The organism is Caballeronia sp. ATUFL_F1_KS4A (genome assembly GCF_023630905.1).
In the GTDB taxonomy this organism is placed as follows: Bacteria; Pseudomonadota; Gammaproteobacteria; order Burkholderiales; family Burkholderiaceae; genus Caballeronia; species Caballeronia zhejiangensis.
In genome coordinates, this window is sequence record NZ_JALQEB010000035.1 from 21,733 (window position 1) to 47,931 (window position 26,199).

24 protein-coding genes are annotated in these 26,199 nt (G+C 62.5%); 12 read left to right on the forward strand and 12 right to left on the reverse strand.

The genetic code is table 11. The features are described 5' to 3' along the window. Positions 1-21: 21 nt before the first annotated feature. The 3 genes from NCS03_RS22685 to NCS03_RS22695 form a co-directional block, all read right to left on the reverse strand. Positions 22-2,142 (reverse strand): ATP-binding protein, encoded by a 2,121-nt coding sequence (locus NCS03_RS22685; protein WP_250529842.1) that lies wholly within the window; start codon positions 2,140-2,142, stop codon positions 22-24. 97 nt (positions 2,143-2,239) lie between these two features. Further along, complete coding sequence (locus tag NCS03_RS22690; RefSeq protein WP_250529843.1) at positions 2,240-2,878, reverse strand: Vgb family protein; 639 nt, start codon at positions 2,876-2,878, stop codon at positions 2,240-2,242. A 36-nt stretch (positions 2,879-2,914) separates the two neighbouring features. Next, the gene (locus NCS03_RS22695) at positions 2,915-4,135 is read right to left on the reverse strand and encodes a helix-turn-helix domain-containing protein (protein ID WP_250529844.1); all 1,221 of its coding nucleotides are present in this window, start codon (positions 4,133-4,135) and stop codon (positions 2,915-2,917) included. Positions 4,136-4,225: 90 nt separating this feature from the next. Here NCS03_RS22695 and NCS03_RS22700 point away from each other — a divergent pair, with 90 nt between their 5' ends. Further along, positions 4,226-4,537 (forward strand): hypothetical protein, encoded by a 312-nt coding sequence (locus NCS03_RS22700; protein ID WP_250529845.1) that lies wholly within the window; start codon positions 4,226-4,228, stop codon positions 4,535-4,537. On the opposite strand, the gene NCS03_RS22705 is transcribed toward NCS03_RS22700, so the two are convergent. Beyond that, on the reverse strand, positions 4,479-5,477 hold the full coding sequence (locus NCS03_RS22705) for an FUSC family protein (RefSeq protein WP_250529846.1): 999 nt from the start codon (positions 5,475-5,477) through the stop codon (positions 4,479-4,481). The two genes, NCS03_RS22700 and NCS03_RS22705, sit on opposite strands and share 59 nt — an antisense overlap. 287 nt (positions 5,478-5,764) lie before the next feature. Here NCS03_RS22705 and NCS03_RS22710 point away from each other — a divergent pair, with 287 nt between their 5' ends. The 5 genes from NCS03_RS22710 (at position 5,765) to NCS03_RS22730 (ending at position 11,049) form a co-directional block, all read left to right on the forward strand. Next, the gene (locus NCS03_RS22710) at positions 5,765-7,321 is read left to right on the forward strand and encodes a methyl-accepting chemotaxis protein (RefSeq protein WP_284504422.1); all 1,557 of its coding nucleotides are present in this window, start codon (positions 5,765-5,767) and stop codon (positions 7,319-7,321) included. Between the two features lie 232 nt (positions 7,322-7,553). After that, positions 7,554-8,849: an MFS transporter gene (locus NCS03_RS22715; protein ID WP_250503357.1), complete on the forward strand. Its 1,296-nt coding sequence runs from the start codon at positions 7,554-7,556 to the stop codon at positions 8,847-8,849. 455 nt (positions 8,850-9,304) lie between these two features. Further along, positions 9,305-10,111, forward strand: a complete 807-nt coding sequence (locus NCS03_RS22720; protein ID WP_250529847.1) for a hypothetical protein — start codon at positions 9,305-9,307, stop codon at positions 10,109-10,111. Next, the gene (locus NCS03_RS22725; RefSeq protein WP_175981243.1) at positions 10,096-10,476 is read left to right on the forward strand and encodes a DUF7079 family protein; all 381 of its coding nucleotides are present in this window, start codon (positions 10,096-10,098) and stop codon (positions 10,474-10,476) included. The genes NCS03_RS22720 and NCS03_RS22725 overlap by 16 nt, the downstream gene beginning before the upstream one ends. A 3-nt stretch (positions 10,477-10,479) precedes the next feature. Beyond that, positions 10,480-11,049, forward strand: a complete 570-nt coding sequence (locus NCS03_RS22730) for a PAAR domain-containing protein (protein ID WP_175981245.1) — start codon at positions 10,480-10,482, stop codon at positions 11,047-11,049. A 54-nt stretch (positions 11,050-11,103) separates the two neighbouring features. On the opposite strand, the gene NCS03_RS22735 is transcribed toward NCS03_RS22730, so the two are convergent. Then, positions 11,104-12,027 (reverse strand): LysR family transcriptional regulator, encoded by a 924-nt coding sequence (locus tag NCS03_RS22735; protein WP_008348596.1) that lies wholly within the window; start codon positions 12,025-12,027, stop codon positions 11,104-11,106. Positions 12,028-12,180: 153 nt separating this feature from the next. On the opposite strand from NCS03_RS22735, the gene NCS03_RS22740 reads away from it, so the two are divergent. Genes NCS03_RS22740 through NCS03_RS22760 form a run of 5 tightly spaced genes read left to right on the forward strand, consistent with a single transcriptional unit; the run spans position 12,181 to position 17,633 of the window. Next, positions 12,181-13,356 (forward strand): L-rhamnonate dehydratase, encoded by a 1,176-nt coding sequence (locus tag NCS03_RS22740; protein WP_250441107.1) that lies wholly within the window; start codon positions 12,181-12,183, stop codon positions 13,354-13,356. Positions 13,357-13,402: 46 nt separating this feature from the next. Then, the gene (locus NCS03_RS22745) at positions 13,403-14,701 is read left to right on the forward strand and encodes an MFS transporter (RefSeq protein WP_175981250.1); all 1,299 of its coding nucleotides are present in this window, start codon (positions 13,403-13,405) and stop codon (positions 14,699-14,701) included. 24 nt (positions 14,702-14,725) lie between these two features. Then, positions 14,726-15,727 (forward strand): 4-hydroxythreonine-4-phosphate dehydrogenase PdxA, encoded by a 1,002-nt coding sequence (locus NCS03_RS22750; protein WP_175981252.1) that lies wholly within the window; start codon positions 14,726-14,728, stop codon positions 15,725-15,727. A gap of 4 nt (positions 15,728-15,731) precedes the next feature. Next, positions 15,732-16,688, forward strand: a complete 957-nt coding sequence (locus NCS03_RS22755; RefSeq protein ID WP_250529848.1) for an amidohydrolase family protein — start codon at positions 15,732-15,734, stop codon at positions 16,686-16,688. Between the two features lie 24 nt (positions 16,689-16,712). Continuing rightward, a complete protein-coding gene (locus NCS03_RS22760) occupies positions 16,713-17,633 on the forward strand; it encodes a dihydrodipicolinate synthase family protein (protein WP_250529849.1) in 921 nt (306 codons plus the stop codon). On the opposite strand, the gene NCS03_RS22765 is transcribed toward NCS03_RS22760, so the two are convergent. Then, the gene (locus tag NCS03_RS22765; RefSeq protein ID WP_250457623.1) at positions 17,634-18,545 is read right to left on the reverse strand and encodes a LysR family transcriptional regulator; all 912 of its coding nucleotides are present in this window, start codon (positions 18,543-18,545) and stop codon (positions 17,634-17,636) included. A 94-nt stretch (positions 18,546-18,639) separates the two neighbouring features. Between NCS03_RS22765 and NCS03_RS22770 the strand changes: the two genes are divergently transcribed. Continuing rightward, positions 18,640-19,740 carry an NADH:flavin oxidoreductase/NADH oxidase gene (locus NCS03_RS22770; protein WP_250457528.1) on the forward strand — a complete coding sequence of 367 codons (1,101 nt, stop codon included), beginning with the start codon at positions 18,640-18,642 and terminating at the stop codon, positions 19,738-19,740. Between the two features lie 42 nt (positions 19,741-19,782). Here NCS03_RS22770 and NCS03_RS22775 read toward each other — a convergent pair whose 3' ends face one another. From NCS03_RS22775 to dhaK, 6 genes are all read right to left on the reverse strand, one after another. Further along, on the reverse strand, positions 19,783-20,469 hold the full coding sequence (locus NCS03_RS22775) for a substrate-binding domain-containing protein (protein ID WP_250529850.1): 687 nt from the start codon (positions 20,467-20,469) through the stop codon (positions 19,783-19,785). Positions 20,470-20,474: 5 nt separating this feature from the next. Continuing rightward, the gene (gene ligK / locus NCS03_RS22780; protein WP_175982593.1) at positions 20,475-21,158 is read right to left on the reverse strand and encodes a 4-carboxy-4-hydroxy-2-oxoadipate aldolase/oxaloacetate decarboxylase; all 684 of its coding nucleotides are present in this window, start codon (positions 21,156-21,158) and stop codon (positions 20,475-20,477) included. A 1-nt stretch (position 21,159) separates the two neighbouring features. Beyond that, the gene (locus NCS03_RS22785) at positions 21,160-22,185 is read right to left on the reverse strand and encodes an amidohydrolase family protein (protein WP_250529851.1); all 1,026 of its coding nucleotides are present in this window, start codon (positions 22,183-22,185) and stop codon (positions 21,160-21,162) included. Between the two features lie 15 nt (positions 22,186-22,200). Then, positions 22,201-23,550, reverse strand: coding sequence for an MFS transporter (locus NCS03_RS22790; RefSeq protein ID WP_250436846.1), 1,350 nt, complete (start codon positions 23,548-23,550; stop codon positions 22,201-22,203). 74 nt (positions 23,551-23,624) lie between these two features. Continuing rightward, entirely contained in the window at positions 23,625-24,926 is a 1,302-nt protein-coding gene (locus NCS03_RS22795; RefSeq protein WP_008348615.1) for a gallate dioxygenase, read from the reverse strand. Positions 24,927-25,204: 278 nt separating this feature from the next. After that, complete coding sequence (dhaK, locus tag NCS03_RS22800; RefSeq protein WP_175982594.1) at positions 25,205-26,194, reverse strand: dihydroxyacetone kinase subunit DhaK; 990 nt, start codon at positions 26,192-26,194, stop codon at positions 25,205-25,207. Positions 26,195-26,199 lie beyond the last annotated feature (5 nt).

The window sequence follows — 26,199 nt, forward strand, 5'->3', positions numbered from 1 at the left end:
AAAGTCTTGAGAAAGGAACCGCTACGCCGCGGCCTGCAACGCCCCCGCGATTTCCTTCGCCAGCGCCTCCGCGCGATACGGCTTGCCGAGCAAGGTCACGTTCGGCCGCAGCACGCCATCGCGCGAGATGATGTCGCGCGTATAGCCGGAGACGTAGATCACCGGCACGGGCCGCTCCTGCGAAAACGCCCATTCCGCGAGATCGGCGCACTTCACTTTGCCGGGCATCACGACGTCGGTGAGAATCAGGTCGACGTTCACGCCGCTTTCGAGCACGCTCATCGCGGCATCGCCGTTAGCGGCGCGCAGCACCGTGTAATGCATCGCTTCGAGTATCGCGACCGTCGACATCAGCACGGCGGGATCGTCATCGACGACGAGCACCGTCGCGCCGCCCGTGTGCGCCGTCATCGCATCGACGCGCAGTTGCGCGGTTTCATCGTCGAAGCTGCGCGGAAAGAACATCTCGACCGTCGTGCCCACATCGACCGAACTCGACACCGCGATATGCCCGCCCGACTGCTTGACGAAGCCGAACACCATCGAGAGGCCGAGACCCGTGCCGTGCCCTTCCGGCTTCGTCGTGAAGAACGGCTCGAATGCGCGTTCGAGCACGTCGGGCGCCATGCCCGCGCCGGTGTCCGATGTGGACAGCTTCACGTATTCGCCCGGATGCAGACCCTTGCCCTCGCACGCCGCGGCATCGAGCGCTTCGTTCGAGCAGACGAGCGTGAGCTTGCCGTCGCCGCGCATGGCATCGCGCGCGTTGATCGCGAGATTCAGCAGCGCGTTTTCCAGTTGATTGCGGTCGACGCAGAAGTTCCATGCGTGCTCCGCGAGCAACGTGTTGATGGATACCGACGGTCCCACTGCATGCTGCAAGAGCTCGCGCATCTCTTTGAACAGGCGCTGCGGATTGATCACGACCGGCGACTGCGGTTGCCGCCGCGCGAACGACAGCAATTGCGAAGCGAGCTTCGCGCCGCGCTGCACGGCTTCCATCGCGGCGTGTACGCGCTCGGGCACGCGGCTGTCCGTCGGCGGCAAATACTGCAGCAATTGCAGGTTGCCGCTGATCGCCTGCAGCGTGTTGTTGAAGTCGTGCGCGACGCCGCCCGTCATCGCGCCGAGCGCTTCCATTTTCAGGCTCTGACGCAATTGCGCCTCCACCGCGATGCGCGCGGCCACGGCTTCGGAGATCTTGTCTTCGAGACCGCGCGTCAGTTCCCGCAAGGTCTCTTCGGCGATCCTGCGATCGTGAATGTCGATGATGACGCCGGGAAAGCGCATTGGTCTGCCGGTTTCGTCGTGGTCGCAGCGGCCGGTGGCGAGAATCCAGGTCCATCGCGCATCGCCGGAAAGGATGCGGTATTCGGCGCGAAACGGCTCGCCGTGCTGCAGCGTGCGCACGATAAGCCCCCTGACGCGTTCCAGATCCTCGGGATGGATCTTCGCGAACGCCGCCTCGATCGGCATGCCGCGCGCCACTTCGTCGAGCGAAAACGAAAAGGTGCGCGCGAAGCGCTCATCGCCTTTCACGCGATTGTCGGGAATGTCCCACACGAACGTGCCGAGCACCGCGCCGGAATTGAGCGCGAGCTGCAAGCGCTCATCGGCTTCGCGAAACGCGCGTTCGGCTTCGGCGCGCGTGCGTTCGAGCAGCACGCGCCCGGTCGTTTCGACGACGATCGCGAGCACGCCGACGGGCACGCCTTCGTTCGACGCGACCGGGCTGTAATGCAGATCGAGCCACACTTGCGCATCGCGACCGTCGCGCGGCAACGTAAAGCTCATGTCGCGATACGAAAGCGATTCTCCGCGCAGTCCCGTATCGAGCACATTGCGATTGAACTCGGCCGCCTCGGGCCACGCCGCTTCGATCGGCATGCCGAGAATGCGCGGATGACGCCCGCCCGAAAAATGCGCGTATGCGTCGTTATAGAGCAGCGTGCCTTCGTCGCCCCATAGCACGGCCATCGGCAACGCGTTGCGCAGCATCATCTGCACGACGGAGCGCAACACTTGCGGCCATGCGTCGATGGGACCGAGCGGCGTCGCGCGCCAGTCGTAGTCGCGAATGGCGCGCGCTGTTTCGCCGACCCAGGAATCGAGCTGACGGTGATCGGAGATATTCGAAGTCAAAACCGGCCTTAACTGTCTGAAGAATCGCGTGGTCGTTCGCGAATTCGACAGCATAAAGGCTATTCGTTCAGACCTGAAGCGCTACCCGCCATGCCTCTTATCCGCGCTTCGGTTTGCGCACCGCGCGCACCTTGCCCGTGCGCCCGCCGCCGCAGAAAAAGCGGTCGCGTCCATCCGATTCGAGTCCCGACACGCCCACGCCTTCGGGCATGTCGAGCCGCTCGATGACTTCGCCCGATTGCGCATCGATGTGCCGCAACTCGCTTTCGTCGCCTTCCCACGTCGCGTGCCACAGTTCGCCGTCGATCCACGTCACGCCCGTCACGAAGCGATTCGACTCGATCGTGCGCAGGACCGCGCCATCGTCCGGATCGATCTGATGAATCTTGCGTTCGTTGTACTGCCCGACCCAGAGCGTGCCCTCGGCCCACGCGAGCCCCGAGTCCGCGCCACCGCCCGGCGCGGGAATCGTCGACACGACGCGACCGGTTCGCGGATCGATCTTCTGGATGCGGTCCTCGGCGATCTGAAACAGATGCTCGCCGTCGAACGCGGTGCCCGCATGCGCCGCGACTTCGAGCGTTCGCGCCTTCTCGCCGCTTTCGGGATCGAAGGCGTTGAGCGTATCGCCGGCGGCGAACCACACATGCTCGCCGTCATACGTGACGCCATGCACGCCGTCGATATCCGGAAAAGGCCCATATTCGCGGATGATTTCCGCCTTCGCGCGTTTCATCGCCGTCCTCCTGATGATTGATTCGATGGCTTCATGCTAATCACTCGCGAGATCGACGGGGAGTAACAAGGCCGTCGCGAATCCGGGCATCGGCGGCGTGGTCCAGCGGCGCGCACGGCCGCGACCGAATGATTGCACCTTGCCGCTCGCGGCGAGCGCATCGAGCGATCGCTGCACCGTGCGCTGACTCGCGCCAAGCGCAATGGCGAGCGCGGAGCTGGACCACGATTCGCCATCGGCGAGAAACGCGAGCAGCGGCGCATGTCCGTCTTCGACGGGCAACGCGAGCACCGCAACGTCGCGCGCGTGAAGCGGCTTCAGCACGAAGCCGCGCGGCGTCGCATCGATGTTCGCGTGTGCGCGCAGCATCGTGCGCAGCCGGCCCATCTCGACGCGCAAGCGCGCGCGATGCGTTTCGTCCGCTTCACGAATGCGAAACGCGCGCAGGATCAGCGCGTCGCGAGGCACATCGCCGGGCCACGCTTGCGCAAGCATGCGCGCGAGCGTGAAGAGCACGGGGCGCGTCGCGAGCGACATCGACGTGCCGTTTTCGCGCACGCAAAGACGGCACGCATCGACGACGAAGGCATTCGATGCGAACAGCGCTTCGACTTCATGGAGCCGGAGCAGCCGCTCTTCGCCCTGCGCGATGAGACGCGCGGCGGGCGCGTTGAGGATGCGCCACGCGCTGTCGACTTCGGCGGCGAGCGCGGGAATCGCAGCCTCACGCGCGGCAAGCGTCGCGCGTTCCAGCGCCGCGCGCGCCGCGTGGGTCTGCAGACGGCGCATCGCGATGCCCGCGTCGATGAGTTCATGCGCGGCCCGCGATGCAGCGGGCAGCGCCGCATGATCCAGTTCGACGAGCATGCGTTGCGCATCGTCGATCCGTCCGATGAGAAGCGCGCGCCGCACTTCGAGATAGCGCGCGTGCGCGGCGTTGACGTGATCGCCGTGCGCTTCGAGAATCGCGCGCGCATGATCGAGCGCCTTCGCGGGCCACGCGAGATCGCGCGATGCGAGCGCGATTTCCGCTTCCGCAACGATGCAGCGCGAACGCGCCAGCGCCTCTTTCGCGCCGAACGCGCGCGCCGCGCTTTTGACGAGCGCGCGCGCCCGAACGAAGTCGCCGAGCTGCGCCATCGCGATGCCGCGCAACGCGAGCGCATTCGCATCCTCGCGCAACGCGATGCGATTCAGCGCGCCGAGCGGATCACCCGCCGCGAGCGCGCGCGCCGCCGCCGTGATCAGCGAATCCATGCGAATCCCGACACACTTGTCACTCCTTTGCCGTGCACGCCCGCGACTAATCTAACACCGTACTCGACGTGCCTTGGCAGGAAGGACATCATGAACATCGAACGAGAGAGCAGCCGCTTCGTCGCGATCATCGCGCTCGTCGTCGTGGCGAGCGTGATCGCGATTCATGCGATGCACATGCCGATGTCACCGATGAGCGAGTGGCCGATGCCCGGCGGCTGGATGTCATCGCCCGCCTTCACGCCGATGTGCGGCCGCGCATGGTTGCGCGCGATGGCGGCGTTCATCGGCATGTGGCTCGCGATCGTGAAGGCGACGCTCTTCGTCTTCGATCCGCGGACATTCAACGCGACATGCGACGCGCCAGCACATGCGCGCCCAGCACGCAAACGATGCCGATGACTCCGCCCGCGAGCACATGCGTGAGCCGCTCGAACGCATCGGCGGCGGACTGATTCGCCAGCATGATTGCAAGCGCAACGAACATGCAGCGAAAGAAGTATCCGACGATATAGCGCTGAAATGCGACGAGCGTGAGGAACGCGGCGAGCGTCGCGAGCGTGACGGCCATGCCCGAATGCGGCACGACGAAGCGCCCGAGCACGATGCCGATCGGCACGCCCGCGATCACGCCCCACGCGCGGTTCCGCAGCTTCGTGCGCGCCGTATCGACCGAACCGGTGACGATGCTCGCCGCGCCCCAGATCACCCAGTTCGCGTGATCCATGTGCGCGTACACGACCATCATCGCGGCAATGCCGACGCTTGCGAGCATCGCCGCGAGGTCTTCGCCGAAGGGCGCGCGTTCGCCGAAATCATCGAGATTGGACCAGCGTGACGCGGGCTTGCCACGCGAGCGCATATGCGCCGACAACATCGCGGGCACGAGCGCGGCAAGGAGATAAGGCAACCAGGCGGGCGCGGCGTGCAACAACGCATCGACGGTGCGTCCGCCGTGCAGTTCGTTCGCGAGAATGAGCACAGGGATGAAAGTCCAGTTGCCGACCGTGCGAAGTTTCGACCCGCGCGATGCCAGCAGAATCACGCACGCCGCGAGCGTCATGCACGCAACGACGAAGAACGCCGGCACGAGTTCGGCAAGCAGCAGCAGATACGTCCCGGCGATGACCGCGAGTCCGTGCGCGACGACGCCAGGCGGTCTCAACGCGAGCTGGTCTTGCGCGATGGTCGTGGCGATCGCGAGCAGCGACGCCTTCATCCATAGCGCGTCGCCGGTGGCGAGCGCAAGCGCGACGAAAGGCAGCAGCGCGATCGTTGCGTGCGCGAGCGGCCAGAACTTGATCTCGCTGGCGATACGAAGATGCGGTGCATCGGCGGACATGCGCTGTGGCCTCTTCGTGAGTTCGCATGAAGTTTAGTCGTCGATCCCGGCCGATGTGAACAATCGCTTGCAATGCGCCGTCGATTCCCGGTTCGCTCCGGCAAAACCCTTGAAACAAGGCTTCTTCGCATGACCGTGCTAAAACATCATTTAAACGTTTTCTAAAGGACTTTGCGCTGCGGTCGTTATACAGATCAGCCGATGCACTCATCGGCGGCGCGGCAGACGAAGCATCGCCGTCACCGCTCGCGCACGCGCCCTTGCGATGCAGCCACCTTGAGAGAGCTATGTTTTCCACAATCAAAGGCCGACTGGCCTTGGCCATGATGCTTCTGAGCGCACTTCTGATCGCGGTCGGCATGGTCGGACTGATCGGCATGACTCAGTCCAACACGGTCACGCACGACCTCTTCACGAATGAAATGCCGAGCGCGGTATCGGTCGGCAATGCGGAAATGTTCGTGGCGCGCGAGCGTCTCTCCTTCGATCGGGCGGCGCTGAACGTGGGCACGCCCGCGGCGGAAGAAGCCATCGGACGCGGCGCGTTGATGCGCAAGTCTTCCGACGAAGCCTGGACGAAGTACTCCGGATTGCCGCAGGGCCCGGAAGAGAAAGTGCTCGCCGAGAAGTTCGGCGCGCAGCGTCTCGCAGTGCAGAAGCTGCTCGACGAAGGCTATGCCGATATACGCGCGCAGGATCAGGCGAAGATCGTCGCCGATGCGAACGCGATGCAGGTCTCGTTCAACGAGCTGGCGAAGACGGGCATCTCGCTGCGCAAGCTGCAATTCGATCAGGCGAAAGCCGCCTATGACAACGGCCAGCAAGTCTTCGGCATGTTCCGCATGGCGTCGATCATCGCGATCCTCGTGGGCATCGCCGCTTCGTTCTATTCGTGGGTGTCGCTGCGCCGTCGCATTTCGCGTCCGCTCGATGTGGCGCTTGCGCAGTTCGATGCGATCGCGAGCGGCGATTTGCGCAGCAACGTGAAAGTGACGTCGAACGACGAAATGGGCCAGTTGTTGCGCGGTCTCGCGACGATGCAATCGAGCCTCATCGATACGGTGCGCACGGTGCGCGGCGGCAGTGAGTCGATTGCGTCCGCAACCAAGCAGATCGCGGCGGGCAATGTGGATCTTTCGTCGCGCACCGAAGAACAGGCGTCGGCGCTTCAGGAAACCGCGTCGAGCATGGATCAGCTGACCGGCACGGTCAAGCAGAACGCCGACAACGCGCGCCAGGCGAGCGTGCTTGCTGCGAATGCGTCGGAGATCGCGGGCAAGGGCAGCCATGTCGTGTCGCAGGTCGTGACGACGATGGGCGAGATCAACCATAGCTCGTCGAAGATCGCGGACATCATCACGATCATCGAAGGCATTGCGTTCCAGACGAACATTCTCGCGTTGAACGCAGCCGTCGAAGCGGCGCGCGCCGGTGAAGAAGGCCGCGGCTTCGCGGTCGTCGCTGGGGAAGTGCGCTCGCTCGCACAGCGTTCGTCGGCGGCGGCGAAAGAGATCAAGGAGCTGATCGACAACTCCGTCGAGCGCGTGCAATCGGGCGCCGCGCTCGTCGATGAAGCCGGCCGCACGATGACGGAGATCAGCACGGCGGTGCAGCGTGTGACCGACATCATGGGCGAGATCGCGGCGGCGTCGGAAGAGCAAAGCAGCGGCATCGAGCAAGTGGCGCGCGCCGTCACGCAGATGGATGAAGTGACGCAACAGAACGCGGCGCTCGTCGAGGAAGCGGCGGCGGCTGCGCAATCGCTGGAAGATCAGGCGGGCGCATTGCGCACGGCGGTGGAGACCTTCCGTCTTCACGATGAAGGCATGCGCGCGACGGCCTGACGCCCTTTCGCGTCTCGATGATGCACGGCTCGCGATTCTTCGGGACGCGAGCCGTTTGTCTTTTGCCGAGCCATAACCGCCGGTAATCACCTCATGAGGCGAATTCAATAGACGGCTATCGCTGTTTTCGCGAGACTGCGGAGCGTCGGATCGACATGCGGTCCGTCCTCGATAAAAGAGCGCGCGCAACGAATCAGCCAGCGCGCAACAAGCCTCGGAGGAGACATAGAAGATGCTGCATCGACCCAGAGTCACCCGCTCCGTGCTCGCGCTGATGTGCGCGATGTCGTTCATCATGTACCTCGATCGCGTGAACCTGTCCGCTGCGGCGGGCCTCATACGCGACGATCTTCATCTCACCAATACCGACGTCGGCCTCGTGTTCGGCGCGTTCGCCTATACGTATGCGATCTGCCAGGTGATCGGCGGATGGTTCAGCGATCGATTCGGCGCGAAGACGACGCTCGTGCTGTGCGCGTCGATCTGGATCGTCGCGACGATCGCGACGGGCTTCGCGGGCGGCGTCGCGTCGCTGTTCTGCGCGCGCATGTTGCTCGGCGTCGGCGAAGGCGCGGCGCTGCCGGCGCAGGCGCGCGCGCTCGTCAACTGGTATCCGGCGAGCAAGCGCGGCTTCGTGCAGGGGCTCACGCATTCGTTCTCGCGTCTTGGCAACGCGCTTACGCCGCCGTTGATCGCGTTGCTGGTCGCGTTCGCTTCGTGGCGTGCGTCCTTCGTGCTCGTCGGCGCGCTGACGGCCGTGTGGGTGATCGTTTATGCGTGGTACTTCGCGGACAATCCGCGCAAGCATCGGCATATGACGGCGGAGGAAGAAGCGGAGTTGCCGCCGGAGAACAAGGTCGCCGTCGACAAGACGCGCGAACCGACGCCGTGGGGACGCCTGCTCAAGCGCATCTCGCCGACGATGCTCGTCTACTTCTGCTATGGCTGGACCGGCTGGCTCTTCTTCACGTGGCTGCCGACGTTCTTCATGCATGGACGCGGGCTCGATCTGAAGAGTTCGGCGTTGTTTTCGGCGGGCGTGTTCTTGTCGGGCGTCGTCGGGAATACGGCGGGCGGCGTGATCTCCGATCGCATTCTGAAGCGCACGGGCAGCGTGGTTTCGGCGCGGCGCAACATGATCATCGTCGCGTTTCTCGGGGCGCTCGTGTTTCTCGCTCCGGTGATGTTCGTGAAGTCGCTGCCGGTCATGGCTGCTTCGATGAGCCTGTCGTTCTTCTTTCTCGAGATGACGATTGGCCCGATCTGGGCCGTGCCGATGGACATCACGCCGAAACATGTCGGGATTGCCAGCGGGCTGGTGAATGCAGGGTCCGCTATCGCGGGGATTTTCTCGCCGATCGTGTTCGGGTTTGTCGTCGATCGGACCGGGAGTTGGACTTTGCCGTTCGCTGGATCGTTGGGGTTGCTCGCGGTTGGCATCGTGATGACGTTTTTTATGCGGCCGGATATTGCGTTGGATAGCGCTGGTGCGGCGGCTTCTGGGAGGGAGTTGGGGTTTGCGGAGTAGCGGGTTTGAGGGCGAATCGGTTGACACTTTGATACCGTCGTGCCTGCGATAGAACGACGGTCATTTTTCGTGTGAACTCCCACTCGGCGTCATATCGACCTCAATCAGGAAAGCTTCGCATATTTCGCTAGATTGTCCCCTTGACGTCCCCGGCGCTCGCGACCAATGCAAACGAGGCAGATGGCCTTCGTGAACGAGCATCACGTCGACCGTTCTTTTTCGACGCGCCGGTACTCTACTCCTGCATCACGTCCCCGCCTTTTTCCGCACAGAATTCTGATTTTTGTCTCGTTTCCGTTTCGCGTCCTTCGGGCTCAAGGGTTATCCCTAGTACATCCCGAAATACTTCTTCTTTAAGTTTTCGCCCGTCGAGTTCAAGCCCAAAAGCTTGCCCGTTCGACCTGCGTAGGCGCTAGATCGAGTTACTGCACCGACTCACCAATACATGTTGTCTAATGAGCATTCAAACGCAATCCGCAGAACCGCCAATCGCCTTTTCGGGACCCTTTGCAACCCAGAACGAGCATGCGATAGACGCAAGCGAATACTTGAGGAAAGCTGAGGAGGCGTTGGCAAGCACTGCGGCAACCTTCGCAAACGAAGCGATCTCCGACGCTCGCGTTAGGCAACGCTATGCAGCAGGAATCCAGCGGGTCAGTCACATGATTCAACAGGAGGTCGAGGCGGGACGAATGTCGGCAATCGATGGCGCAACCTACTGCAACCGCTTGCGCAATCAGATACTCATTGAGACTCGAAAAGTGTCTTCGACTGTCGGCCGGGCTTACGCAACAAAGATGAAACCGGTCGGCCCGACTCTGCAAGAAACGCTAGACCGATACTCACGGCGGCTCTATCAGAAGTCCTATTTGGCACTCACCGACGTCGAGAAAAGCAATGTTGCGTACTCTGTTATTCAGTCGGCCGGAAGAAACGATGTCCGCGTGACTGCGGCAACCGGGAAGCTGGCACTGGCGGGTCGCGTCGCTATATTGGTTACAGCGACGCTCGCGGTAGTTGCCATAGCATCATCGGAAGACAAGATTACCGAAACATCGAAACAGGGCACCGTCATCATGGGTGGTATGCTCGGGGCCTTTCTCGCCGGACTCGGGACATCCTTCGTCTGTGGCCCGGCCGAACCAATATGTGCTTTGGGTTTCGCGCTTGTCGGCATGGGCGCGGGCACCGCGCTCACCGAGCTGGCTTTCGACGCCTACATTGACGAAATTAGAGAGTTCGAATCATGGGGTCTCCGATAAAAGATGAAGACAGAGAGATTCTTTGGGAATATCTCTCTGAATTCTTCACGTCCTTTCCGGTGGAGCTACTAACAAAGGGGTTGCAGATCGCCGCACGGTATCCGCTTGGCGAGGTTGAAGAACTCTTTTTCGATGAAATTGCGCCAGCGTGCTCGTTCAACCTAACAATAACCACGCCAGCTCTCGAAGAGGGTTTCGATCGCGAATGGATAATTGAGAAGATCAGACAGGGGATGACATACAAAAAAAAGTCTCGCCCTAGCTTAGCAATCCGCAGGCTCTACTATCGTTGCATTGCTGGCGGCGTATGGAAAGAGGTCGAGAGCGCCATTCGGCGCCAGCGGCAAGCAAACGAAGAGAGTTGACCAATGCGAAAAGCAGCAGTTCGGGACGACGACTACACGAGCACGGGCGGGCGCGTTCTAGCAAGAAGTACGGGCACGATCTTCGACAACGGTAAGCGAGTCGCCTTGGATCGCAGCCTGGCAACCTGCGGCAAGTGCGAGGGAAGGCATCTGATATTCGGTACAGGGAGCGACCTATTCGACAGCGGCACGAAAATCGTTCTCGACGGGGATTTGGTCGGATGTCCGTGTAGGGTGAACCGGGTACTAGCAGGCTCTGACGCAGGGTACTACTTCGGCGCAGCGCAATGCAGCTCGAAATCGTCGGATCCTGCGCAGCAAAACCTGGCGTCGTCTACTTTGCGCGATCATTGGATTAGCTTCACGCTAGGCGAGAGCAACTACAACGGCTTGTCATGCGTGGCGCACTTTGCGGACGGCTCCACAGAACACGGAACGGTCGACATGAAAAATGTCATTCGATTCAATCGATCGAATTCGAGCGCATGCCTCCAATTCGAGATCGTCACCCGCGAAAGCGACACAAGCGACCGCTCCGTAACAGAATCGTTACTATCTTTGATATGCGGTTAAGGCCGCGTGGCCCGTCCCTTACGGGCCCTCCCCTCCCGCATACTCACCAAACCCTCAAGCCTTCCGAATAGCCTCAATCACCAACTGCGTGGCAGGACTAATCCGCCTGTTCTTCCTGAGAATCAACCCATAAGGCGCGAGACGCCCCCGCAACGGGGTGGGCAAAGAAGCGATGGTATCGAGCGCAGCATAATAATCCGCGACCGAGCTAGGCAACACAGCCAGCATGTCCGAATCCCGCAACAGCGACAACGTGGTCAGAATCGAAGAAGTCTCCACGGTACTCACCGGCGGCGCCACACGCGACTCACGAAACGTCTGGTCGATGATCTGCCGCATCGGACTCGGATGCGGCTGCACGATCCACGGATACTTCGCGAGATCGGCGAGCTTCGGCTTGCCCGCAATACCAACAGAAGGATGATCCGGCCGCGCAACGATCGCGAGCGCCTCTTCCGACAAGGTCTCGAACGTCAGGTCCAGCGCTGAGAAGCCATAAGGAATGCGCCCGACGACTATATCCAACTGATCCTGCTGCAAGGCCTGCACGAGCACATCGCTCGTATCGATCTGCACGCTGATCTGCAAGCGCGGATGCGCTTCCTTCAACTCCACGATCACCTTCGTCAGCAAGTCAGGCGCAGGCGCCATCACCGCGCCGATCCGCACCTTGCCGATATCGCCCGCCTCGATCGCCGCGAGCTCATCGCGCAATTCATCGAGGTCCTCGAACACGACGCGCGCATAGCGCATCACCGCTTCGCCGTAGATCGTCGGCTCCATGCCTCGCGCATGACGCACGAACAGCGACGCGCCGATCGTGTCTTCCAGTTCCTTCAACGCCTTCGTCGCGGCAGGCTGCGTCATCGCGAGTTCGTCGGCGGCGCTTCTGAGCGATTCGGTTTCCGAAAGCGCCATCATCAATTGCAGATGACGCAGGCGCAGACGTTTGCGGATGGTCGAAGCGGGCGCGATCATGCGAGTGATAACTCCAGGAAATAGCCTGATTCAAATTATTCAATGGTCAGTTATCGCGGAGTTTCGCACACTAGCGCTACCCGAAACAGCCGCGCAAACCCTCGCATCATGCAGTGCGCGCGGCATCAATCGAACCACACGGAGACACTGAAGATGAAGATCAAGCATGTCCGCGCGCGCGTTTTCGAATGGAAAGGCAAGGTCGTTCCGCCGCAATCGCATTTCTGCACGAACGCCGTCGATATCCTCTACGAGCGCGGCGATGCAATGGGCTCGTTCCGCTTTCACGGCTGGCTCGTCGTCGAGGTCGAATGCGACGACGGCACCATCGGCATCGGCAATTGCGCGCTCGCGCCGCGCGTCGCGAAGCAGATCGTCGATGAATATCTCGCGCCCATCGCCATCGGCGAAGATCCGTTCGATCACGAATACATCTGGCAGAAGATGTATCGGCGCACGCTCGCCTGGGGCCGCAAGGGCATCGGCATGGCGGCGATCTCGGCGATGGATATCGCACTATGGGACATCATGGGCAAGGCCGTGAAGAAGCCCGTCTTCAAGCTGCTCGGCGGCCGAACGAAAGAGAAGATCTGGTGTTATGCATCGAAGCTCTATAACAACGACGATCGCGACGCGTTTCTCGCCGAAGCGCAAGGTTATCTCGATCAAGGTTTCACCGCGATGAAAATGCGCTTCGGCTACGGCCCGAAAGACGGTCCGAAAGGCATGGCGAAGAATCTCGAACAAGTGCGACTGTTGCGCGAGCTTGCCGGCGATGACGTCGACATCATGCTCGAATGCTATATGGGCTGGACGCTGGAGTACGCGCGCCGCATGTTGCCGCGCCTTGCCGAATTCAATCCGCGCTGGCTCGAAGAACCGGTGATCGGCGACGACGTCGAAGGCTATCAGGAACTCAAGAAGATGAACATCGTGCCGATCTCCGGCGGCGAGCACGAGTTCACGAGTTATGGCTTCAAGGATCTGCTCGAACGCCGGGCCGTCGATGTCATTCAATACGACACGAATCGCGTCGGCGGCATCACGGCGGCGCGCAAGATCAACGCCATGGCCGAAGCGTGGTCCGTGCCGGTCATTCCGCACGCGGGCCAGATGCACAACTATCACCTGACGATGTCGAGCACCGCGAGCCCGATGTCCGAGTTCTTCCCGGTGTTCGATGTCGAAGTCGGCAACGAGCTTTTCTATTACATCTTCGACGGCGAACCGCAGCCGGAGAACGGCTATCTGCAACTCTCCGATGAAACGCCGGGCCTCGGCATCACGCTGTCCGACAAGCATCTGAGCGACTTCAACATCATCGAATGACGATGCGACCACGGGACCATGCAGCCCGAGGCGACAGGAGACGAACATGGAAAGCAGAATCGAAGCACACACGGCGCACGACGCCGCCTCGTCCACACACGCGACGAGCGTGCGCTGGCGCATCTTCGGCGTGGTGTTCCTCATCACGCTGATCAATCTCGTCGACCGCATCTCGCTTTCCATCGCGATGCCCACCATCGCCAAGGAGTTCGCGCTCTCGCCCGCGATGCAAGGGCTCGTGCTGTCGAGCTTCTTCTGGTCATACGCGCTGTTGCAGATTCCGGGCGGCTGGCTCATCGACAAACTCGGCCCGCGCAAAGTAGTTGCAGGCGCAACTGTCTTGTGGGGTCTCTTCCAGACGCTGATGGGCGCAGCCACCGGCGGCATGTCGATGTTGCTATTGCGCGTGGGTCTCGGCGGCGCCGAAGCACCGCTCTTTCCCGCCGGCAGCAAGCTCAACGCGCTGTGGCTGTCGCGCAAGGAACGCGCGCGCGGCGCGGTGCTGATGGATGCCGGATCGCCGCTCGGCGCCGCGATTGGCGGTCTCGCGATCTCGAACCTGATCCTCATGTTCGGCTCGTGGCGCACCGCGTTCGTCGTCGCGGGGCTTGCGACCATCGCATGCGGATGGCTCGCATGGCGCTATCTGCGCGACGATCCCGCGAAACATCCCGGCGTCAATGGCGCGGAACTGGCGCATATCCACGACGGCGCGCCGCCCGCATCGAAGGCGATGCACGCAAGCCAGGACGATGCGCCGCTGCCGCTGCGCTCGACCATCGCGATGTGCGTCGGCCGCATGAGCTGGGCGATGATCTTCTTCGGCTTGCTCACGTGGGGCCCGAGCTATCTGACGCAGGCGCGCGGTCTGAGCCTTTCGCAGATCGGCGCGGCGACCTTCTTCATCTTCCTCGCGGGCGCGCTCGGTTCGCTTTCCGGTGGCTTCCTGTGCGATGCCTTGTGCGGGATGAATCTGTCGCGCGGTAAAGTCGTGAAGACGATGATCGCGGTCTCGGGCATCGCAACGCTCGCCGTATTCGCCGCGCTCCCGACGATCACTTCGCCCGTCGTCGCGGTCGCCGTGCTGTGCGGCGCATCGTTCCTGCTGATGTGGGGCAGTCTCTACTGGAGCCTGCCTTCGCTGCTCGCAAGCCCGGGACGCGTGGGTCTGCTCGGTGCATGCATGAACTGCGCGGGCAGCGTCGGCGGCATTTCGATTCCGCTCATCACCGGCTTCATTCTTCAGCGCACCGGCTCTTTCGATGCGGTGCTGCACTTTTACGGCGCGTGCGCGCTGGTGTATATCTTCGGTTCGATCGCAATCGATCTGCGCCGCACGCGTTAATAACCGACAACGGACCATACAGACATGAAACCTCGCATCGCAGTGCTTCTCGGCGATCCCGCCGGCATCGGTCCCGAACTGATCGCGCGTCTCATCGCGAAGCCCGAGAATCGCGCGCGCGCCGATCTGCTCATCATCGGCGACAAGCGTGAACTCGATCAAGGCATGGAGATCGCGCAGCAACGCTTCGAGTATGGAGTCATCGACAACGAAGCGGCCGCCGCGCGCGATACCGGCGTGCCCTCGCTCATCGATTTCCGCCTGCCCGACGATGCGCCTTACGAGCGCGCCGTATCGACGGAACGCGGCGGCCGTTATAGCCTCGAAGCCTTCAAACAAGCGCTTGCGATGACGCGCGCAAACCGCACGCAAGCGATGCTGTTCGCGCCCGTCAACAAGACTTCGCTGCACATGGCCGGCATGGAAACGAACGACGAGATGGAATGGTTCGCGCGTCAGCTCGACTATAGCGGCGCGTTCTGCGAGTTCAACGTGCTCGACGAATTGTGGACCTCGCGCGTGACCTCGCATATCGCGCTGAAGGACGTGAGCGCGAAGCTCACGCCCGAGCGCATCGTCGACGCGGTGCAACTGATTCACGATGGTCTGAAGCGCGCGGGCGTGGACAAGCCGCGCATCGCGGTGTGCGGCTTCAATCCGCATAACGGCGACAACGGCGCGTTCGGCCGCGAGGAAATCGACGTGATCGCGCCGGCCGTCGAAGAAGCGCGTGCGCGAGGCTATGACGCGCAAGGCCCCTTCCCCGCCGACACCATCTTCGTGCGCGCGCGCGATCAGAAGGTCTTCGATGGCGTGGTCACGATGTATCACGATCAAGGCCAGATCGCGATGAAACTCATGGGCTTCTGGCGCGGTGTCACGGTGCACGGCGGCCTGCCCGTTCCGATCACGACGCCCGCGCACGGCACCGCGTTCGATATCCACGGCCAGGGCCGCGCCGATGCCGGCGCCACGCAAAAGGCCTTCGACATCGCCGTGCGCATGGCGCAAGACCGCGTGAGCTGACGCCATGATGCAAGAACGCATCGAAGCATTGCGCGAACGCTTTCTGCAAAGCGGCGACGACGCCGATCTGCCCATCGTCGACGCGCATCATCACTTCTGGGACGTGTCGCGCAACTATCATCCGTGGCTGCGCGATCTGCCGCGCATCGCGTTTCGTTACGGCGATTACGCGTCGATCTGCAAGGACTTTCTGCCCGACGACTACTTCGCGCAGGCGGGCAATCATCGCATCGTGAAGACGGTGATGATGGAAGGCGAATGGGATCCGCGCGACGTGCTCGGCGAAGCGCGCTGGGCGACGGCGCTGCACGAACGCACCGGCTTGCCGAACGCGATGGCCGCGCAGATCTGGCTCGATCGCGACGATGTCGCCGATGTCATCGACGCCTATCGCGAGATGCCGCTCGTGCGCAGCGTGCGTCATAAACCGAAGACCGTGCCCCGCGCGGAACATCGCGCGGATTTCGCCGCGCCCGGCTCGATGCGTTGCGAACGCTGGCGGCGCGGTTATGCGTTGCTCGCGCAAAGTGGCCTGATGTTCGAACTGCAGGCGCCGTGGTGGCACTTCGAGGAAGCCGCAGAACTCGCGCGCGACTTTCCGCAGATGAAAATCATCGTGAACCATGCCGGCCTGCCCGCCGATCGTAGCGAGGAAGCGCTAACGGCTTGGCGCGCCGCGCTCGATGCGCTCGCGCGATCGCCGAACGTATGGCTCAAGATATCGGGGATCGGCGAACCTGGCGTAAGCTGGCGTGTCGGGCGCAACGGACGCATCGTGCGCAATGCGATCGAAAGCTTCGGCGTCGCGCGATGCCTCTTCGCGAGTAACTTTCCGGTCGATAGCCTCGTCGTCACGCTCGATGATCTTTTTACCGGCTTCAAGACGATCGTCGCAGCGCGCTCGCGCGAAGAACGTCTCGCGCTATTCTTCGACAACGCGTGCGCGCTGTACCGGATCTAGACCAACCAAAGGAGACTTACTTCAATGGCTGCACCTGTTTATCGCGGCGTCTTTCCCGTCGCTCCGACCATCTTCGACGATCAGGGCCGCCTCGATCTCGAGGGCCAGAAGCGCGCGATCGATTTCATGATCGATGCCGGCTCGCACGGCGTATGCATACTCGCGAACTTTTCCGAGCAGTTCGCGCTATCCGATGCGGAACGCGACACCGTTCAGCGCACCGTGCTCGAACATGTGGCGGGCCGCGTGCCGGTGATCGTCACGACGACGCATTTCAGCTCGCGCATCTGTGCGGAGCGCAGCCGCGCCGCGCAGGACGCGGGCGCCGCAATGGTCATGATCATGCCGCCTTATCACGGCGCGACAATTCGCGTGGGCGAGCGCGGCATCCACGAGTTCTATCGCGAAGTATCGAACGCGATCGACATTCCGATCATGATTCAGGACGCGCCTGTCGCTGGCACGCCGCTCTCCGCGTCGTTTCTCGCGAAGCTCGCGCGCGACGTCGAGCATGTGTCGTACTTCAAGATCGAAACGGCGCAGGCTGCTTCGAAGCTGCGCGAGCTGATCGAACTCGGCGGCGATGCGATCGTCGGTCCGTGGGACGGCGAAGAGGCGATCACGCTGATGCCCGACTTCGACGCGGGCGCGACCGGCGCCATGACCGGCGGCGGCTACCCCGACGGCATCCGCAAGATCGTCGATACCTACTTCGCGGGCGATTCCGACAAGGCCGCCGAGCTGTATCAGCAATGGCTTCCGCTCATCAACTACGAGAACCGTCAGTGCGGTCTCGCGGCGTGCAAGACGCTGATGAAGGAAGGCGGCGTGATTCGCTCGGATGCAGTGCGTCACCCGCTCGCGCCGATGCATCCTGCCGTGCGCGAAGGCTTGCTGAAAGTCGCGCGCAAGCTCGATCCGCTCGTGCTGCGCTGGGGACATTGACTAGCGCCGACGCTTCTTCTTCGAATCGGCCTTGATTGTGGGAACGCCCACACGTTCCCGCAAATACTCCACGGTCCGCGCGCAACGCGCGGGCAGCGGCCATTCCGCGCGGCGGATGAGCCACAGCGTATCGATCACCGGCGCGCCGCATTCGACCACGCCGATCGCTTCCGGCTGGCCGAACGCGATGCGCGCATAACGCGGTATCACCGTGAAGCCGAGTCCGCGCGCGACGAACTCCAGTATGAGGCTGATCTGATTGCTGAAGCCTTGCCGGCGCAAGCTCGCGACGCCTGGATTGCCCGGGAAGCGGCGGCTCAGCAGACGGCTCGCGGTCATGTGCGCTTCCGGATAGTCGATGAAGCCGAGCCGTTCGAGATCGCTCCATTCGTGTACGTCTTCGTTCGCGGGCACGACGAGTTCGAGCGGCTCCTCGATGAACTTGCTCGCCGCGAGACGCGGATCGTCGGGCTTCAACGCGACGATGCCGAGGTCGTAGCGGCTCTCCAGCACGGCTTCGAGCACTTCCGAATCGGGCGCGAAGCGATGACGCATCTTCCATTCCGGACGCTGCTGCTGCAAATCGAGCAGCAGCGGAAACAGCACGAGCCCGATGCTGCCCGGCGTGATGAGGCCGATTTCGCCAGCTTCGTCTTCGCTATCCGACAGCCGGGACGCGAGACGCTTGCCCGCCAGTTCCATCTCGTTGCAATAGTCGATCAACGCCCTGCCCGCCGGCGTGAGTTCGATGCCGCGCGGACGGCGAACCACGAGCAGGCCCAGTTCGTCTTCCAGATGACGAAGATGCTGGCTCACGGCGGCCTGCGTCAGATCGAGCCGCTCGGCGGCGCGCGTGAAGTTGCCGAGGTCGACGAGCGCGAGAAAGGTGCGCAGCCATTGCGGATTGAGCATCACGAAATTTTATCGAACCGATAATCTGCAGATAGTTTTCATTATGACACTGAACGGTTAATCTGAACGCCTTCATTGATACAGAGAACCACAGATGTCAGCACTCTTCACTCCTTTCAAACTGAAGGACGTCACGCTGCGCAACCGCATCGCCATTCCGCCAATGTGCCAGTACAGCGCCATCGACGGCTTCGTCAACGACTGGCACCTGAGCCATTACGCGAGCCTTGCGCGCGGCGGCGCGGGCCTCGTGATCGTCGAGGCGACGGGTGTATCGCCGGAAGGCCGCATCACGCCGGGATGCACGGGTCTTTGGGACGACGCGCACATTGAAGGCATGAAGAACATCGCGGCGGCGATCAAGGCGGCGGGCGCGGTGCCCGGCATCCAGATCGCGCATGCGGGCCGCAAGGCGAGCGCGAATCGTCCGTGGGAAGGCGACGATCACATCCCGTCCGACGATGCACGCGGCTGGGACACGCTCGCGCCATCGGCGGTCGCATTCGGCGGCGGGCTGCCGAAAGTGCCCAAGGCGATGACGCTCGACGACATCGCGCGCGTGAAGGCCGACTTCGCGGCGGCCGCGCGTCGCGCACGCGAAGCGGGTTTCGAATGGCTGGAACTGCACTTCGCGCACGGCTATCTCGCCCAAAGCTTCTTCTCCGTCGATGCCAACCAGCGCGACGATCAATACGGCGGCGATCTCGCGGGACGCAGCCGCTTCATCGTCGAGACCTTCGACGCGGTGCGCGAAGTGTGGCCCGAGAACCTGCCGCTGACGGCGCGTTTCGGCGTCATCGAATACGACGGCCGCGATGAAGCCACGCTGAACGAATCCATCGAACTGACGAAGACGCTGCGTCGCAAAGGACTCGATCTGATGAGCGTGAGCGTCGGCTTCTCGACGCCCGAGGCGCGCATTCCATGGGGACCGGCGTTCCTCGGCCCGATCGCGGAACGCGTGCGCCGAGAAGCGGAGATACCGGTTGCGTCGGCGTGGGGCTTCGATTCGCCGCCGAACGCGGAACACGCGGTCGAATCCGGTCAACTCGATCTCGTGATGATCGGCCGCGCGCATCTGTCGAATCCGCATTGGCCGTATCAGGCAGCCAAGCAGTTGAAGGTCGAGAAGCCGTCGTGGGCATTGCCCGCGCCTTATGCGCATTGGCTCGAACGTTACGCCGTCGCTGAATGACGTCGTGAAATGAAAAAGGCGCGCAATGGTTGCGCGCTTTTTTTAGTAGACCGGCTCCATGCCGTGTTTGATTTTGGTCGCGTCGGTATCGCTCGAACCGAGAAACGCCAGGAACGCGCGAGCATCTTTCGATGCGCTTGCGTTCGCACCGATCGCGCCTTCGAATACCGTCTGCGTTTGAATCGCCGGCGGCAACATACCGAGCACGTCGATGCCTTCGACGCCGATCATCTCGCTCAACTGCTGGAAGCCGAGTTCGACTTCGCCACGCGCGATGAGCGCGCCGACAGCGACACCCGGCGGCGCCTGCACGATGCGCGATGCGATGCGTTGAGCGATGCCCCAATGCTCGAACAGACGCGTCAGATAGACACCGCTCGGCCCCGTCGAATAACCGATGGTGCGCGCCGCGAGCACGGCTTCGCGCACGGCGGCTTCATCGTCGATGGCAGGACGCCGCGCGCCCGCTTTCACCGCGATCGCAACGCCCGAACGCGCGATCCGCACGCGACTCGCTGCATCGACGTGTCCTGATGCCGCGAGCCGATCGATCGCATCCGAAGCGAGCACGACAATATCGAACGCTTCGCCCGCTTCGATACGCCTGACCGCCGCGACGCCGCCCACCGATACGATCGCAACGCGCTGGCCCGACTGCGCTTCATACGCGCAAGCGAGATCGTTCAGCACTTGGCGCGTGGCCATCGAAGAGATACCGGTGATGCTCATGCGCGTCAGTCGATATAGCGCAGGCCCGCTTTTTCCAGCGGTTCGCGCATCTTGTACATGTCGAGACCGAGCACGCCGCTTGCGAGCTTCGCGCGTTTTTCTTCCTCGAGCGCCTCGCGCGCAGTGGCTTTATCGAGCACCTGTTGCGCCGATGCGGACGGCACGACCACGACGCCATCGTCATCCGCGACGATCACATCGCCCGGCGTGACCCATGCGCCCGCGCACACGACCGGAATGTTCACCGAGCCGAGCGTCGCCTTCACCGTGCCCTTCGAGGAAATCGCGCGGCTCCATACGGGGAAGTTCATCTCCGTCAGCACGCGCACATCGCGCACGCCGCCGTCGATGATGAGCGCACGCGCGCCGCGCGCCTTGAAGCTCGTCGCGAGCAGATCGCCGAAGAAGCCGTCGGTATTGTCCGTCGTGCATGCGGCCACGACGATATCGCCAGGCTGAATCTGCTCGGCCGCGACGTGCATCATCCAGTTGTCGCCCGGTTGCAGCAACACGGTCACGGCCGTGCCGCTCACTTGCGCGCCCGCATAGATCGGCCGCATGTAGGTCTTCATCAGGCCGACACGGCCCATCGCTTCGTGCACGGTCGCCGAGCCGAGTGCGCCGAGCCTGGCGGCCGCATCCGCATTCGCGCGATTGATGTTGCGATACACCACACCCAGTTCGTACATATCAACGTCCCTTTGCTTTGAGCGCCGCATCGAGGCGCGGATACACGCGGCGCGCGTTGCCTTCGTAAATCTTGTAGCGCGCTTCCGGCTCGATCTGCGCGGCTTCGACGTAGCGCCTCGTATCGTCGAAATAGCGTCCCGTTTCAGGATCGATGCCGCGCACCGCGCCGATCATTTCGCTTGCAAACAAAATGTTGTCGACGGGAATCACGCGCGTCAGCAGATCGATGCCCGGCTGATGATAGACGCAGGTATCGAAGAACACGTTGTTGAGCAAATGATCCTTCAACAAAGGCTTTTTCAGCTCCTGCGCGAGTCCGCGGAAACGCCCCCAGTGATACGGCACCGCGCCGCCGCCATGCGGAATCACGAACTTGAGCGTCGGAAAATCGCGGAACAGATCGGACGTGAGGCACTGCATGAACGCGGTCGTATCGGCGTTCAGGTAATGCGCGCCCGTCGTGTGAAAGCACGCGTTGCAGCTCGTGCTCACATGAATCATCGCAGGGATGTCGTACTCGACCATCTTCTCGTAGATCGGATACCACGAGCGATCCGAAAGCGGCGGGCTCGTCCAGTGCCCGCCCGACGGATCCGGATTCAGGTTGATCGCGACATTGCCGTATTGCTCGACGCACTTCACGAGCTCGGGAATGCACGTCGATACGTCGACGCCCGGGCTCTGCGGCAACATCGCCGCCGGAATAAAGCTATCGGGAAACAGTTCGCTCACGCGATAGCACAGCTCGTTGCAGATCGCGGCCCACGTGCTCGACACTTCGAAGTCGCCGATGTGATGCGCCATGAAACTCGCGCGCGGACTGAACACGGTGAGATCGAGGCCGCGTTCGCGCATCAGGCGCAATTGATTGCTTTCGATCGATTCGCGCAGTTCGTCGTCGCTGATATGCAACTCCGAAGCAGCCGGCATCTCCGATGGATTACTGATGCCGGCGATCTGCCGGTTGCGCCACGCTTCGAGCGCTTTTGGCGCGGTCGTGTAGTGGCCGTGAATGTCGATGATCATCCCTTACTCCAGGTACTAGTGTGCTGCAGTCGTTTGTGCGTGTGCTTCGTCGGCACGCGTGCGTTGTGCGACGAGAATCGATATTGCCGCGAGCGTCGCGGGCACGGCGAGCATCGCGAGGATCGCGCCGAACTCCCAGCCGAGGCCGAGCAACGCGCCTCCGAATGCGGAACCGAAGATGCTGCCGAAGCGGCCCATGCCGAGCATCCAGCTCACGCCGGTTGCACGCGCGACGGTCGGATAACGTCCCGGCGCGAAGGCGTTGAGACCGGTTTGCGCGCCGCTCATGCAAAAGCCCGCTGCGAACACGAGCACCGCGAGCGACGACGACAGCGCGCCGATCCACGCCAGTCCGAGCACGCACACCGCGCCGCCGAGATACGCCGCGCTGATGACGGGCGCCGGACGCGCCTTGTCCATGATCCATCCGACGATGATCGCGCCGATCGTGCCGCCGATCTGGAACATCGCCGTGACGTTCGCCGCTGAGGAGACGGTGAGGCCCGCGTCCTTCATGAGCGTCGGCAGCCAGCCGGTCAGCAGGTAGATCACGAGCAGGCCCATGAAATACGTGACCCACAGCGCTGCCGTCATCAAACCGTAGCCGTGCGAGAACAACACGCCGATCGGCTTCTTCGTCGGCAGCGGAGGCTCGTTCGATACGAACGTTTCGCTACCATCGAAACGCGCGCCGCACACGCGGCCGAGCACCTTGCCGATGCGTTGCGAGGTCGCGCCGCGCACCGCGAGCAGACGCGCGGATTCAGGCAGCAGCCAGATTTGCAGCGGGATCAGCAAGAGCGGCAGCGCGCCGCCGAAGATCAGCACCGAGCGCCAGCCGTGCACCGGAATCAGCCAGCCCGCGACGAAGCCGATCAGCGCGGAGCCGAGATTGAAGCCCGTGAACATGATCGTGATGAGCAGCGCGCGCTTGCGTTGCGGCGCGTATTCGGAGAGCAGCGTCGTCGTGTTGGGCATCGCCGCGCCGAGACCGATGCCGGTCAGTACGCGCAAAAGCGCCATGCTGGAAGGCGAATTCGTGAACGCGGTCGCGATCGTGAAGACGCCGAAGAGGAATACCGAGGTAATCAGAACCCACTTGCGCCCGATGCGATCCGATGCCGGTCCCGCCGCCAGTGCGCCGATCACGAGACCGATGGGCGCCGCGCTCATCACGAGGCCGAACGCGGGCCGCGAGATATGCCAGTCCGCGATGATCGATGGCGCGACGAAGCCCATGATCGCCACGTCCATGCCGTCGGCCGTCACGATGAGAAAGCACAGCGCCACCAGCAGCCACTGGTAGGCGGAAATCGGGCGTTCGTCGATGAAGCCCTTGATGTCGATGGTTTTACCGCTAGTCATGTTTGTCTCCTGTCCCCTGTTGGCCGGAGTCGGTGCTTCTGCGCTTACTCCGGTCCCATGCAACGCGTTCGTGTTTAGCTTCTGGCCTTTTCCGCTTTGTCCCAGTCGAGCTTCTCCGAGCCTTTGCCCGCGACCGAATACAACGCGCCCGGTGCGTTGCGCGTCTTTTGAAACGCTTCGAGCGTTTCGCCGCGCATCGCGGCGTAGATATGCAGATTCGATATGCCCGTCACCGCGCCGAGCTTTTCGAGCATGAAGAAGATCACGCCGTAATGAAGCAGGCCGCGCCAATCGCGCCGGCGAATGAGATCGCGTTCCTGCTCGGAAAGGCCCGCTGCTTCGAAGCTCGCTTCTTCATCGGCCTTGAATGCCTCGCGATGCGCGGGCTCGACCATGCGATGCAGATAATCGTTGATGCGATACGCGCGCACCGCCGTTTCAATCGAGAACGGATACGTGCCTTCGAGCTTCTCGACATCGGTGAGCTGAACGGCCATCTTCTGACGATGACGCTCGACGATCGCGGGCTTGGTCTCGCTGTCCTCGCCTTCGTAGATCGCGGTGGCGATGCCTGCCATCGACGGAAGGTAATAGCTGCGATGCTTGCACACGACGTTCGACGAAAGCGCACCGCGCATCGTCAGCCACATGATGACTTCGGCGCCTTCGTAGCCGCCGAGCGCCGCATATTCCGCGATGGTCATGTTCGCGAGCTGCTCGGGATCGCGCTCGAAGAGATCGAGGAAGCGCGCGTCCCATTCCGTGTTGTTGAAGCCCGAGCGCTCGCCGTGAACCTGATGCGAAAGACCGCCCGTCGCGAGAATCGCGACCTTGATGTCTTCCGGATAACTTTCGATCGCGCGGCGCAGCGCCTGCCCGAGCTTGTAGAAGCGGCGCGCGCTCGGCACGGGCAATTGCAGCACGCCCATCTGCAGCGGCACGAGCTTGACCGGCCATTCGGGCTTGTGCGGACACAGCATCGAAAGCGGCGAGAAGCAGCCGTGATCGAGCGCCTTGTTCTGGAAGAACGACATGTCGAATTCATCGGTCATCAGCGAAGTGCCGATGTGCGCGGCGAGTGCGGGATGACCTTTGATCGGCGGCAGATCGCGCGCGCCGCCGCCTTCGTCCGCGACGCGCCATTCGGGACCGACGCCCAGCGCGAAGGCCGAATAGTGATCGAAAAAGAACGACGTGACGTGGTCGTTGTAGATCGTGACGATGACGTCGGGCTGCTTTTCCGCGAGCCAGTTCGCGAGCGGCGCGAAGTTCTCGAAGATCGGCGCCCAGACGGGATCGTCGCGCTTGTTCTTGTCGAACGCGAAACCGATGGTCGGCGTGTGCGAGGCGGCGATGCCTCCGATGATCCGTGCCATGTGCGCTACTCCTTCAGAATGCGTGGCCGAGCGGGCTTGCTTTAGGGAAACTGAAGCCGAAGGGTAGCGAGGAAGGAGGCAGGCAGGGTACTACGCGTAAACCAGAACTTTGCCTTTACGCATGGGGTTTTAGAGGCGCGGAAGGCCGCTGGGACGCGGCGCGCGGCGAAGCGCGCAAGGGCCGCGTCGCCGATATGCCGATAAACAAAACTGATGGCTCGTGAAAGAGGACGCAATTCCGGCCGAGCGACCGGACGATTGAAAACGTTCCGGCGAATCTACATTCCCCACCTGAGCGATGGCGTATGCACGGGGCTGTCCCAATGCCGCTTCATTTCATCGTCCAGCACGCACAAGGTGATCGACGCACCGGCCATTTCCAGCGACGTCGTGAGCGATCCGACCTGCACGCGCGTGACCGCGAGACCGCGCTGGTGCAGCCACGAGCGCGTGGAATTGAACAGCAGATACAGTTCGCCGAGCGGCGTGCCGCCCAGCCCATTGATCAAGACCAGCAGCTCCGAGCCGTTCCCCGGTTTCAGATCGGCGACGATCGCCGTCAGCAGCTCTGCCGCGATCGCGTCGGCGGCGGCAAAGCGCGTTCGCCGCCGCCCTGGCTCGCCATGAATGCCGACGCCGACCTCCATTTCATCGTCGCCGATCTTGAACGTCAGCGTGCCCGCTGCGGGCACGGTGCAACTCGAAAACGCGACGCCCATCGACGCCGTATGCTTGTTGATCCGGTCGCCGAACGCCTTGCATTGTTCGAGATCAGCGCCGCTCTCGGCGAGACTGCCCACCAGCTTCTCGACGATCACCGCACCCGCCACGCCCCGCCGGCCCGTCGTATAACTGGAGTTTTCGACCGCGACATCGTCGTTGATCAGCACCATCGCATTCGCCAACTCCGACATTTCGGATGCCATTTCGAAGTTCATCAGATCGCCGGAATAATTCTTCACGATGAAGAGCGTGCCCGCGCCCGTATCGACGGCCTTGGCGGCTGCCATCATCTGATCGGGCGTCGGCGAAGTAAACACCTGGCCAGGGCACGCGGCGTCCAGCATTCCGTACCCGACGAAGCCGCTATGCAAGGGCTCGTGTCCCGAGCCGCCGCCCGAGACCAGCGCGACCTTGCCCGGCTTCAACGTCTTGCGCCGCACGAACACAGGTTCGTGATTGAGCACGACGAGATCGTCATGCGCGGCGGCGAATCCGGCAAGGCTCTCAGTCAGAAAGTCGTCGACATGGTTGATGAACTTTTTCATGGCCT

Bases quoted from the DNA above. Each gene is read 5' to 3' on its own strand.
- NCS03_RS22730 (WP_175981245.1), top strand. From the start codon at position 10,480: ATGCGAAAAGCAGCAGTTCGGGACGACGACTACACGAGCACGGGCGGG.
- NCS03_RS22725 (WP_175981243.1), top strand. From the start codon at position 10,096: ATGGGGTCTCCGATAAAAGATGAAGACAGAGAGATTCTTTGGGAATAT.
- dhaK (WP_175982594.1), bottom strand. From the start codon at position 26,194: ATGAAAAAGTTCATCAACCATGTCGACGACTTTCTGACTGAGAGCCTT.
- NCS03_RS22690 (WP_250529843.1), bottom strand. From the start codon at position 2,878: ATGAAACGCGCGAAGGCGGAAATCATCCGCGAATATGGGCCTTTTCCG.
- NCS03_RS22785 (WP_250529851.1), bottom strand. From the start codon at position 22,185: ATGATCATCGACATTCACGGCCACTACACGACCGCGCCAAAAGCGCTC.
- NCS03_RS22720 (WP_250529847.1), top strand. From the start codon at position 9,305: ATGAGCATTCAAACGCAATCCGCAGAACCGCCAATCGCCTTTTCGGGA.
- NCS03_RS22770 (WP_250457528.1), top strand. From the start codon at position 18,640: ATGTCAGCACTCTTCACTCCTTTCAAACTGAAGGACGTCACGCTGCGC.
- NCS03_RS22765 (WP_250457623.1), bottom strand. From the start codon at position 18,545: ATGCTCAATCCGCAATGGCTGCGCACCTTTCTCGCGCTCGTCGACCTC.
- NCS03_RS22740 (WP_250441107.1), top strand. From the start codon at position 12,181: ATGAAGATCAAGCATGTCCGCGCGCGCGTTTTCGAATGGAAAGGCAAG.
- NCS03_RS22775 (WP_250529850.1), bottom strand. From the start codon at position 20,469: ATGAGCATCACCGGTATCTCTTCGATGGCCACGCGCCAAGTGCTGAAC.
- NCS03_RS22750 (WP_175981252.1), top strand. From the start codon at position 14,726: ATGAAACCTCGCATCGCAGTGCTTCTCGGCGATCCCGCCGGCATCGGT.
- NCS03_RS22795 (WP_008348615.1), bottom strand. From the start codon at position 24,926: ATGGCACGGATCATCGGAGGCATCGCCGCCTCGCACACGCCGACCATC.
- NCS03_RS22790 (WP_250436846.1), bottom strand. From the start codon at position 23,550: ATGACTAGCGGTAAAACCATCGACATCAAGGGCTTCATCGACGAACGC.
- NCS03_RS22695 (WP_250529844.1), bottom strand. From the start codon at position 4,135: ATGGATTCGCTGATCACGGCGGCGGCGCGCGCGCTCGCGGCGGGTGAT.
- NCS03_RS22735 (WP_008348596.1), bottom strand. From the start codon at position 12,027: ATGATCGCGCCCGCTTCGACCATCCGCAAACGTCTGCGCCTGCGTCAT.
- NCS03_RS22760 (WP_250529849.1), top strand. From the start codon at position 16,713: ATGGCTGCACCTGTTTATCGCGGCGTCTTTCCCGTCGCTCCGACCATC.
- ligK (WP_175982593.1), bottom strand. From the start codon at position 21,158: ATGTACGAACTGGGTGTGGTGTATCGCAACATCAATCGCGCGAATGCG.
- NCS03_RS22705 (WP_250529846.1), bottom strand. From the start codon at position 5,477: ATGTCCGCCGATGCACCGCATCTTCGTATCGCCAGCGAGATCAAGTTC.
- NCS03_RS22710 (WP_284504422.1), top strand. From the start codon at position 5,765: ATGTTTTCCACAATCAAAGGCCGACTGGCCTTGGCCATGATGCTTCTG.
- NCS03_RS22755 (WP_250529848.1), top strand. From the start codon at position 15,732: ATGATGCAAGAACGCATCGAAGCATTGCGCGAACGCTTTCTGCAAAGC.
- NCS03_RS22700 (WP_250529845.1), top strand. From the start codon at position 4,226: ATGAACATCGAACGAGAGAGCAGCCGCTTCGTCGCGATCATCGCGCTC.
- NCS03_RS22745 (WP_175981250.1), top strand. From the start codon at position 13,403: ATGGAAAGCAGAATCGAAGCACACACGGCGCACGACGCCGCCTCGTCC.
- NCS03_RS22715 (WP_250503357.1), top strand. From the start codon at position 7,554: ATGCTGCATCGACCCAGAGTCACCCGCTCCGTGCTCGCGCTGATGTGC.